Genomic DNA, 9,855 nt, shown 5'->3' with positions numbered 1-9,855 from the left:
GGGTTAATTACGCTTTTGTTGCAGAAAGTGCTTTTTTCGCTATAAGACGAGGAATTCGACGCATCACAGGCGGTATACGCAGCACCAGAAGCAACGCACCTATAGATGCATAGATAGCCCACTCCTTCAGATCAGCACGAACGATCCATAACATATGCAGCAGACCAAGCCCGAGAATTACGTAGACCAGACGATGCAGCTTCTTCCAGCGTGCGCCCAACCGACGCTGACTGTAGCGATTGGACGTCACTGCCAGCACCAACAAACAAAGGAAACCAAGGGTGCCCACTATAATGTAGGGACGCTTACGCAACTCGACACCCAGTTGCGACCAATCAAGCCCCAGGATAAACACGCAGTAAGCCACCAGGTGCAGCACCACATAGGCGAAGCACCAAAGCCCCAACTGCCGCCGGACAGAAATCCACCCTGGCCAACCGCTCAATTTCTGCAATGGCGTCATGCCTAGAGTGACCAATAGCAAAATCAAAGTCCCCAGCCCCAACCGATCCATCAGTACTTTCCCCGGGTCAGGCCCAAGGGCAAAGCTCCAGGCCTCATACAGCCAGAACAGCGGCCAAATCGCCGCAGCTATAAAGACGCCGATACGCCAAATCGGGTAGCGCATCAGTAGTTCTTCCGCAGATCGAGGCCACTGTATAAAGAAGCGACCTCATCGGAGTAGCCGTTGAACATTTGCGTCTCGCGCACATTGGGACTGAACAGCCCGCTCGGTAGACGCCGCTCCCGTGCCTGAGTCCACCGGGGATGGTCGACCGTAGGGTTCACGTTCGCATAAAAACCATACTCGTCCGCCGCAATACTTTGCCATGTTGTTTTCGGCTGCTCGCTGACCAGACTGATTCGCACGATGGACTTGACGCTCTTGAAGCCATACTTCCACGGCACCACCAAACGCAACGGCGCCCCGTTCTGATTCGGCAACTCCCGGCCATACATCCCTACCGCCAGGATCGCCAAGGGATTCATCGCCTCATCCAGCCGTAGCCCTTCTACATAAGGCCAATCAATCAAGGCAAAGCTGGAGCGCTGCCCGGGCATACTCTTGGGGTCCTGCAGGGTTTCAAAACGAATGTACTTGGCCTTGGAAGTAGGCTCGACTTGCTTGAGCAGTGCAGAAATCGGAAATCCAATCCAGGGAATAACCATCGACCACGCCTCCACACAGCGCAACCGATAGATTCGCTCCTCCAACTGATAGGGTTTCATGAAGTCTTCCAAGGCATAACGTCCAGGCTTGGCGACCTCACCATCAATCACAACACTCCACGGTTCGGTCTTGAGTGACCCGGCTTTAGCCGCAGGGTCCCCTTTGTCAGTACCGAACTCATAAAAGTTGTTGTAGTGGGTCGCATCCTTGAATGGCGTGATGGTCTCGTCCTTGACGGTAACCGCCTGCCATTTTGTACCGGGGAGTTTTTCGGCAAACCAGCTTGGCGCCTTGCCCAGCTCAACGTCGGCGTAGCGCGCAGCATCATCAGCACTGGCCCAACGCGGCAAACTACTCGCGGCGATGCCGGCAAGCGCACCACCGAGCAAGCTACGGCGAGAGAAATAGAGGGATTCAGGCGTGACGTCCGATTCTTGGCAATCAGACGCTTTGGGGAACTTGATTAACATGGCAACTCCGCAGCGTTGGAGGACTTCTGCACCAATAGACTGCGGAGTATGGGGGAAATTACATTAAGGCAACGTTTTGCGTCGACGAAGATGCAGCAGGTACTGCACCGGACCGGACGCAGCATAGGCAAGGAACACCAGCAGCAGGATTCTCGGTGGATCACTGAAGACTACTGCAAATACCAACACCACTGCCAGGATAGCCACAAATGGCACACGCCCCTTGAGGTCCAGCTCCTTGAAGCTGTTGTACTTGATGTTACTGACCATCAGCATACCGGCCGCCGCAACCATCAAGGCAACCAGGAACGACATCTTCGAACCCTGGATCCCGTAGTCACTGAATGCCCACACGATACCCGCCACTACACCTGCCGCTGCCGGACTGGCCAAGCCAATGAAGTAGCGCTTGTCGGCCGTACCCACCTGGGTATTGAAACGCGCCAGACGTAACGCAGCACCTGCTACATAGATGAAGGCTACCATCCAGCCGACCTTGCCCATGTCACCCAGCGCCCAAGCGAACGCCAGTAATGCCGGCGCCACGCCAAAAGCCACCATATCGGACAGCGAATCATACTCGGCGCCAAAGGCGCTCTGGGTATTGGTCATTCGCGCTACACGACCATCGAGACCGTCAAGGACCATCGCGACAAAAATCGCAATCGCCGCGAAGCCAAAGTACTTACTGGCGCTGGCAGCATCACCGGCCGCCAATGCACTCTGAGCACTCATGGAATTGATGATGGAGTAAAACCCTGCAAACAGGTTCGCAGTGGTGAACAGATTGGGCAGAAGATAGATACCACGATGCCGGACTTTACGGCCTTCAGCATCATGCCCTTCTTCGACATGTTCATCGATCGGTAGCAGGCTTTCGGCGTCAGAGGCCTGGCTTGGCTCTTCGGGACGTTCGCTCATGGACTTTACCTTGCAACGGTGTGAAAAATTTCGACAGAAACTTGCGGCGAGTGTTCGCCCGCAAACGATGCAGCTTTATACCAGAACCAGCCCCCAAACGAAAAAACGCGGCCTAAGCCGCGTTTTCCCTTGATGCGTACGACTTAGTTCTTGGCTTTGTCGACGATCTTGTTGGCACCGATCCACGGCATCATGGAGCGCAGTTGCTCGCCGATGATTTCGATACCGTGAGCGGCGTTGTTACGACGCTTGGCGGTCATCGAAGGGTAGCCGGTTGCGCCTTCGCTGATGAACATTTTGGCGTATTCGCCGTCCTGAATACGTTTCAGGGCGTTGCGCATGGCCTGACGGGACTCGGCGTTGATCACTTCCGGGCCAGTCACGTACTCGCCGTACTCGGCGTTGTTGGAGATCGAGTAGTTCATGTTGGCGATGCCGCCTTCGTACATGAGATCAACGATCAGCTTCAGTTCGTGCAGGCATTCGAAGTAGGCCATTTCTGGCGCGTAGCCCGCCTCAACCAGCGTTTCGAAACCGGCCTTGACCAGCTCAACGGTACCACCGCACAGAACGGCTTGTTCGCCGAACAGGTCGGTTTCAGTCTCGTCCTTGAACGTGGTTTCGATGATGCCGGTACGGCCGCCGCCGACGCCAGCAGCGTAGGACAGTGCAACGTTTTTGGCGTTGCCCGAAGCGTCCTGGTAGATCGCGATCAGGTCAGGAATACCACCGCCTTTGACGAACTCGGAGCGCACGGTGTGGCCCGGTGCTTTCGGCGCGATCATGATTACGTCGAGGTCAGCGCGCGGCACAACCTGGTTGTAGTGAATCGCGAAGCCGTGGGAGAAGGCCAGAGTGGCGCCCTTCTTGATGTTCGGCTCGATTTCGTTCTTGTACAGCGCGGACTGGAACTCGTCCGGGGTCAGGATCATGACCAGGTCAGCCGCTGCAACAGCCGATGCCACGTCGGTCACTTTCAGACCATGAGCTTCAGCCTTGGCCACAGTAGCCGAGCCTTTGCGCAGGCCGACAGTTACGTCGACGCCGGAATCTTTCAGGTTGCAAGCTTGAGCGTGACCCTGGGAGCCGTAACCGATGATGGCGACTTTTTTGCCCTGGATGATCGACAGGTCACAATCTTTTTCGTAATAAACTTTCATGAGGTTCCTCTATATATCCAGGCCGTTAGGCCATTCACTAATTGAGTTAGATGCTGAGTACTTTGTCGCCACGGGCAATCCCGGTGACACCACTGCGTACGGTTTCCAAAATCGAGGCCGTCCCGATCGATTGGATGAAGCTGTCCAGCTTGTCGCTTGTACCGGTCAGTTGAACGGTATAAACGCTGGCGCTCACATCAACGATCTGCCCGCGATAAATATCGGTAGTACGCTTGATCTCGGCACGTTGGGCACCCGTGGCCTTGACCTTGACCAGCATCAGTTCACGCTCGATGTGGGCACTTTCCGACAAATCGACCAGCTTGACCACTTCGATCAGCTTGTTGAGGTTCTTGGTGATTTGTTCGATCACCTCATCATGGCCGACTGTGGTCAACGTCAGGCGCGACAGCGTCGGGTCTTCGGTCGGAGCCACGGTCAGGCTTTCGATGTTGTAGTTGCGTTGCGAAAACAGGCCGACCACACGAGACAAAGCGCCCGGTTCGTTCTCCAGAAGCAGGGAGATAATGTGCCGCATGATTAGGTACGCTCCGTCTTGTTCAGCCACATGTCGCGCATAGAGCCGTCTTTGATCTGCATCGGGTAGACGTGCTCGCTGGTGTCGACCTGAATATCGAGGAACACCAGGCGATCCTTCATGGCGAACGCTTCTGCCATCTTCGGCTTCAAATCCTTCAAATCAGTGATGCGCATGCCGACGTGGCCATAGGCTTCAACCAACTTGACGAAATCAGGCAGAGATTCCATGTACGAATGGGAGTGACGGCTGCCGTAGCTCATGTCCTGCCACTGGCGAACCATGCCCAGCACACCGTTGTTCAGGCAGATGATTTTCACCGGCAAACCATATTGCAGGCAGGTCGACAACTCCTGGATGTTCATCTGAATGCTGCCCTCGCCGGTGACGCAAGCGACGTCGGCATCCGGGAAGCTCAATTTCACCCCCATGGCAGCAGGAAAACCAAAGCCCATGGTGCCCAGGCCACCGGAGTTGATCCAGCGATTAGGTTTGTCGAACGTATAGTACTGCGCTGCGAACATCTGGTGCTGGCCCACGTCCGAGGTTACAAAGGCATCGCCCTTGGTCACTTCGCACAGGGTTTCGATCACGGCTTGTGGCTTGATGATGCTGCCGTCGCCCTTGTCGTAGGGGAACAGGCCGCGATCACCGCGCCATTCGTCGATCTGCTTCCACCAGCTGGCAACGGATTCCTTGTTCGGGGTTTCACCAATGTCCTTGAGCGTCGCGACCATTTCGGTCAATACGCTTTCCACAGGACCGACGATAGGCACGTCTGCCTTGATGGTCTTGGAGATCGACGCCGGATCGATGTCGATGTGGATGATCTTGGCATTCGGACAGAACTTGCTCGCACCATTGATTACCCGGTCATCGAAACGTGCGCCCACCGCAAGGATCACGTCGGCATGGTGCATGGTCAGGTTGGCCGTGTAGCTACCGTGCATGCCGAGCATGCCGACGAACTGGCGATCCGAACCCGGGAATGCGCCCAACCCCATCAGGGTATTGGTCACCGGCAGGTTGAGCATCTTGGCCAACTCGGTCAGCGGTGCGGAACCACCACCCAGGATCACGCCGCCGCCCGAGTAAAGCACCGGACGCTTGGCCGCCAGGAGCATTTCTACCGCCTTGCGAATTTGCCCCGAGTGCCCACGAACAGCCGGGCTGTAGGAACGCAGCTTGGCTTTCTTCGGGAAGACGTATTCGAACTTTTCCGCGGGATTGGTCATGTCTTTCGGAATATCGACCACCACGGGACCCGGACGACCGGATTGCGCGAGGTAGAACGCCTTTTTCATGACATCCGGGATTTCCGACGCATGCTTGATCATGAAGCTGTGCTTCACGATCGGCCGGGAGATACCGATCATGTCGGTTTCCTGGAATGCATCGGTACCGACCATGGTGCTCGGCACCTGGCCAGAAATGATCACCATCGGAATGGAGTCCATATAAGCCGTCGCGATGCCGGTGATGGCATTGGTCGCGCCAGGGCCGGACGTTACCAGCACCACGCCGGCTTTACCGGTGGCACGGGCATAACCGTCAGCCATATGGGTCGCGGCCTGTTCGTGGCGAACCAGGATGTGGGTAACAGCCGGTTCTTTGAACAGCGCGTCGTAGACATGCAGCAGAGCACCACCTGGGTACCCGTAGATATAGTCGACGCCTTCGTCACGCAAAAAGCGGACGAGCATCTCACCACCAGATAAAAGCTCCACGTTGTTCACCTCTAAAACGCCAGAATACCGTCCGTTGAAAACCGACGGGTCTTAATAGGTTTACTTCTCAGCAGAGCATGAGCGACGGTGGTCGCCGACTACGTCAGCACTGACTGAGCAAGTATTGGGAGCGTCCCAAGTGTTGCGGGATTTTCCCACCCAGCGCGAGGTAACGCGTTGCGGGTGTAACAGGTCGGCGCGGATGTGCGCCTCATGATCTGCTGAGTGGGTCTGCTTCTGGCAGTCCCTCTACAGCGGACTTTGGATTCTTCTGTTTCAGCCCCTTCAAGTCAAGCAATAATTGCGCTTTTTTCCAACTAAGCGCATGAGAACGTAGAAGAAAGGGGCTTGAGGAGGGATAAAACTCGCCTGAATGTCGTCAAGCGGTAGAAATGTGCGCAAGACTGCCGGAAAACCCGGCAGTCAGGCAATTAACGAGCGTCGACGATGAGTTGATCGAACTTTTTCAGCGCATCCCGCAGACCAAGGCTTTCCAGAGGACGATCGGCATAGACCATCTCGGCCATCTCCAAAATCCCCGACGCATTGGGCAGCGGCAGGTCCTGCTCAAGGATTTGCTTCATCCGCACCAGGAAAATCCATTGCAGCCACTGATGGAAGTCCAGGGTATCAACGGAAAAGGGCTCGACACTGCTCAGCGCTTCGTTGCTGGGAGACACTTCGTCCCACCAGCCCTGCAATCGCAGCTCACGTTCAATCAGCAACAGCTGTTCGGCAATCGCCGGAAAACGTGCATCCATCAGAGGCGAACCTTGGCTTTTTGCCGAGCCTGAGCAGCACCAGCAGCATCGCCCTGCTTCTCACGAGCATCGCCAATCAAGCCCCACAGGCTGGCTTGCAGATCAGGACGACCATTAGCCAGAGTCAGGCCACGACGAGCAAATTGTTCCGCTTGCGGTGCATCACCCTGGGCCATACGTACCTGAGCCAGGCGATAGAGCACTTGCGGCTCCCGAGGCGCTACACGCTGGGCACGCTCAAGACTGGAGGACGCACCGTTCAGGTCGCCACCGGATTGTTGCTGCTGAGCGGTGGTCAGCAGGGCCAGTACCGGGCCGTCAAGCTGTTCATCAGCCGACAAGCCACCACCGCTGGCGGACGGAATCCCGCTCGGCGTCGAAGGCATGTTGTAGGTGCCTTGATTGACCGGCGCCGTTTGAATCGGCGTCGAGTCCACCGGGCCAGGTGTGATCGGCCCCACCGTGAACGGCTGAGTGCTGATCGGCGCGGAGGTTGCCGCGCCACCGCCCGGAACCATCACCACCACGCCGGAATCCTGCGGTATGGCTTGGGCCTTGGCTTGTGCCGGCCGCGTGACCACGGTCTGGCGGAAGCCGCCATTGGCCGAGAGACGGTCGTTGTTGGACACAGCAGTTCCGGCGTCCACCACCGGAATAGAGCCGCGCTGCACGCTGGCGCAACCATTGAGCAAAGCCAGAGCTGTAATAGCTGGAATCCACCACTTGTTCACTTGAAACCCTCTTTGCTTAATTCATCCAGCCCTTGACCCAATCCATCACCGATTCAGCATCAGCGGGAGCACTGCCACCGCATGCTGCACCGGGAGGCGGTTCGCTGCCGCGAATATACGGCATCTGCACAGCGCCCGGACAGTTGGCATCAGAACCCTGCCCGGTATGGGGATCAATCCAGGCCTGGACGATATTGTCTGGCTGCGGCATGTTCAATGGCAACGGATCGGCCTTGCGCATAAAACTGGTCCAGACCTGCAACGCACCGGTGGCCCCGGTAAAGGGGGTCTTGCCGTTGTCATCGCGACCCAGCCAGACCACGGCCAGCAAGTCCTGGCTGAAACCGGCAAACCAGCTGTCTCGCGAATCGTTACTGGTACCGGTCTTGCCGGCCAGCGTCAGGTTTGATGGCAGCACGCTATAAACCGAACGCCCCGTACCTTCACGCATGACCCTCTGCATCGCGTTCTGGATCAGGTAAATAGAAGCCGGATCGAAACGCTGCTGAATCTGGAACGGATAGCGCTTGAGTGGCTCACCTTCGGCAGTCAAGACACTACGAATCCCGCGCATCGGCGTATTGAAACCACCGTTGGCGAGAGTCTGGTACATGGTCGCCACTTCAATCGGGGTCATTCCACCGGCGCCCAGTAACATCGACGGGTACGCCGGGAACTCACGGTTGATACCCAGGCGCGCCAACGTCTTGAGGACATTGGGAACCCCCACCTCAAGACCAAGCCGGGAGGTCGACAGGTTGTAAGAGTGCGCCAGGCCCTGATACAGGAACACCGTACCGTGGGAACGACGATCAAAGTTCTGCGGTTTCCACACTTGACCATCGGCGCCCTTGACCGACAACGGATCATCGGACAGCCAACTGGTCAGGGTGTATTTGCTCGGTTTTTCCAAGGCCGTCAGGTAGACCGCCGGCTTGACCAGCGAGCCAATCGGCCGCACGGCATCCAATGCCCGGTTGAACCCGGCAAAGCTGGCCTGGCGACTGCCGATCATGGCCTGGACTTCACCGGTTTCCGGATTGGTCACTACCATCGCGGCTTCGACTTCGTCGGAACCTTTACGGCCTGCCAGACGCTTGAAGGTGTCGTTGACCGAGGCTTCGGCCTTCATCTGCAGGATCGGGTCGAAGCTGGTGAAGATCCGCAGGCCTTCTTCGGTCAAGTCTTCGTCGCGATAGTCTTCACGCAGTTGGCGTTTAACCAGGTCAATAAAGCCTGGGAACGAGCTGTCGGCCAGCTTGCCACGAGTGGTCACACCCAGTGGCATTTTCTTCGCTGCTGCCACTTGTTCAGGGGTTGCGACACCTTGCTGTTCAAGTACGTCCAGCACTAGGTTGCGCCGCTCCAGCGCACGCTCAGGGTTACGACGCGGGTTGTAGTAGGACGGTCCCTTGACCATGCCCACCAACAACGCCACTTGATGTAATTTCAGCTCGGACAATGGCTGGCCAAAGAAGAACTGACTGGCCAGGCCAAAACCGTGGACCGCACGTTGACCGTCCTGTCCGACGAAGACCTCGTTGAGATAGGCCTCAAGGATCTCCTGCTTGCTGTAATGCAGTTCAAGCAGCATCGCCATCATGGCTTCGGTGAGCTTACGGGTCAGGCTGCGCTCGTTGGTCAGGTAGAAGTTCTTGACCAATTGTTGCGTCAGCGTACTGCCGCCCTGGGTCATCTTGCCACCCGAGGTATTGACCCAGATGGCTCGGGCAATCGACTTGGGTGACACGCCCCAGTGGCTGTAGAAATCCCGATCTTCCACGGCAATCAGGGTATCCAGCAGGTACGGCGGAACCTGATCGATCTTGATCAGGATGCGGTCTTCCAGGTTTTTCGGATAAATCCCACCGATCAACAGCGGCTCCAGACGCACTACCGGCAGCTTCGAGCCGTTGAGCGAAGACAGTTCGGCCACATAGTCGCCAGAGAAGCGCACACGTACCGGCTGGGGTTTCTCCAGCCCTTCGTAGAACTGAAAGCCACGGGTGTTCAAGTCAACGGTATTACCGCTGACCGAGGCCGCGCCGGGGCCATTGCTCACGCTTTCCCGGCGATAGCCCAGGGCATCGAGCTCAGTGAGGAAGTCGTCCTTGCTCAGCTTCTGGCCGGTGAACAACTCCAGCGGTCGGGCGTAGACCTTGGCCGGAATGGTCCAGCGCTTGCCGGAGAACTTCTCCTGGACCACGGCATCGAGGTACACCGCGAAGCCTGCGATCACTACGAGACCGACCAGACCGAGCTTGAGCGCCCAGCCCAGCCAGGGGCGCAGGCCACTGGAAGGAGGTTTTTTACGGGAACGGGGAGATCGGGTACGAGTCATGGCGGCGGATTATACGCACTTTATTGATGACCAAC

9 protein-coding genes are annotated in these 9,855 nt (G+C 57.0%); all 9 read right to left on the bottom strand.

The window, feature by feature from the left end; all coding sequences use genetic code 11:
• Positions 1-7: 7 nt before the first annotated feature.
• The gene (gene msrQ / locus GNF76_RS16885) at positions 8-628 is read right to left on the bottom strand and encodes a protein-methionine-sulfoxide reductase heme-binding subunit MsrQ (RefSeq protein WP_155584259.1); all 621 of its coding nucleotides are present in this window, start codon (positions 626-628) and stop codon (positions 8-10) included.
• On the bottom strand, positions 628-1,641 hold the full coding sequence (msrP, locus tag GNF76_RS16880; protein ID WP_155584258.1) for a protein-methionine-sulfoxide reductase catalytic subunit MsrP: 1,014 nt from the start codon (positions 1,639-1,641) through the stop codon (positions 628-630). The genes msrQ and msrP overlap by 1 nt, the downstream gene beginning before the upstream one ends.
• A gap of 63 nt (positions 1,642-1,704) precedes the next feature.
• Entirely contained in the window at positions 1,705-2,562 is an 858-nt protein-coding gene (gene pssA / locus GNF76_RS16875; protein WP_155584257.1) for a CDP-diacylglycerol--serine O-phosphatidyltransferase, read from the bottom strand.
• Between the two features lie 143 nt (positions 2,563-2,705).
• Positions 2,706-3,722, bottom strand: a complete 1,017-nt coding sequence (gene ilvC, locus GNF76_RS16870; RefSeq protein WP_007948647.1) for a ketol-acid reductoisomerase — start codon at positions 3,720-3,722, stop codon at positions 2,706-2,708.
• A gap of 46 nt (positions 3,723-3,768) precedes the next feature.
• A complete protein-coding gene (gene ilvN / locus GNF76_RS16865; RefSeq protein ID WP_003176102.1) occupies positions 3,769-4,260 on the bottom strand; it encodes an acetolactate synthase small subunit in 492 nt (163 codons plus the stop codon).
• A gap of 2 nt (positions 4,261-4,262) precedes the next feature.
• Entirely contained in the window at positions 4,263-5,987 is a 1,725-nt protein-coding gene (locus GNF76_RS16860) for an acetolactate synthase 3 large subunit (RefSeq protein WP_178123377.1), read from the bottom strand.
• 431 nt (positions 5,988-6,418) lie between these two features.
• Positions 6,419-6,748, bottom strand: coding sequence for a YqcC family protein (locus GNF76_RS16855; RefSeq protein WP_155584255.1), 330 nt, complete (start codon positions 6,746-6,748; stop codon positions 6,419-6,421).
• Complete coding sequence (locus tag GNF76_RS16850) at positions 6,748-7,479, bottom strand: tetratricopeptide repeat protein (protein WP_178123376.1); 732 nt, start codon at positions 7,477-7,479, stop codon at positions 6,748-6,750. The genes GNF76_RS16855 and GNF76_RS16850 overlap by 1 nt, the downstream gene beginning before the upstream one ends.
• Before the next feature lie 16 nt (positions 7,480-7,495).
• A complete protein-coding gene (mrcB, locus tag GNF76_RS16845) occupies positions 7,496-9,820 on the bottom strand; it encodes a penicillin-binding protein 1B (RefSeq protein ID WP_155584254.1) in 2,325 nt (774 codons plus the stop codon).
• Positions 9,821-9,855 lie beyond the last annotated feature (35 nt).

The sequence above is a fragment of the Pseudomonas spelaei genome (assembly GCF_009724245.1).
Classification (GTDB): domain Bacteria; phylum Pseudomonadota; class Gammaproteobacteria; order Pseudomonadales; family Pseudomonadaceae; genus Aquipseudomonas; species Aquipseudomonas spelaei.
Note: the sequence above shows the minus strand (reverse complement) of the source record. Positions and strands in the feature narration are given on the sequence as shown.

Coding starts and splice junctions, on each gene's coding strand:
- msrQ (WP_155584259.1), bottom strand. CDS start 628: ATGCGCTACCCGATTTGGCGTATCGGCGTCTTTATAGCTGCGGCGATT.
- msrP (WP_155584258.1), bottom strand. CDS start 1,641: ATGTTAATCAAGTTCCCCAAAGCGTCTGATTGCCAAGAATCGGACGTC.
- pssA (WP_155584257.1), bottom strand. CDS start 2,562: ATGAGCGAACGTCCCGAAGAGCCAAGCCAGGCCTCTGACGCCGAAAGC.
- ilvC (WP_007948647.1), bottom strand. CDS start 3,722: ATGAAAGTTTATTACGAAAAAGATTGTGACCTGTCGATCATCCAGGGC.
- ilvN (WP_003176102.1), bottom strand. CDS start 4,260: ATGCGGCACATTATCTCCCTGCTTCTGGAGAACGAACCGGGCGCTTTG.
- GNF76_RS16855 (WP_155584255.1), bottom strand. CDS start 6,748: ATGGATGCACGTTTTCCGGCGATTGCCGAACAGCTGTTGCTGATTGAA.
- mrcB (WP_155584254.1), bottom strand. CDS start 9,820: ATGACTCGTACCCGATCTCCCCGTTCCCGTAAAAAACCTCCTTCCAGT.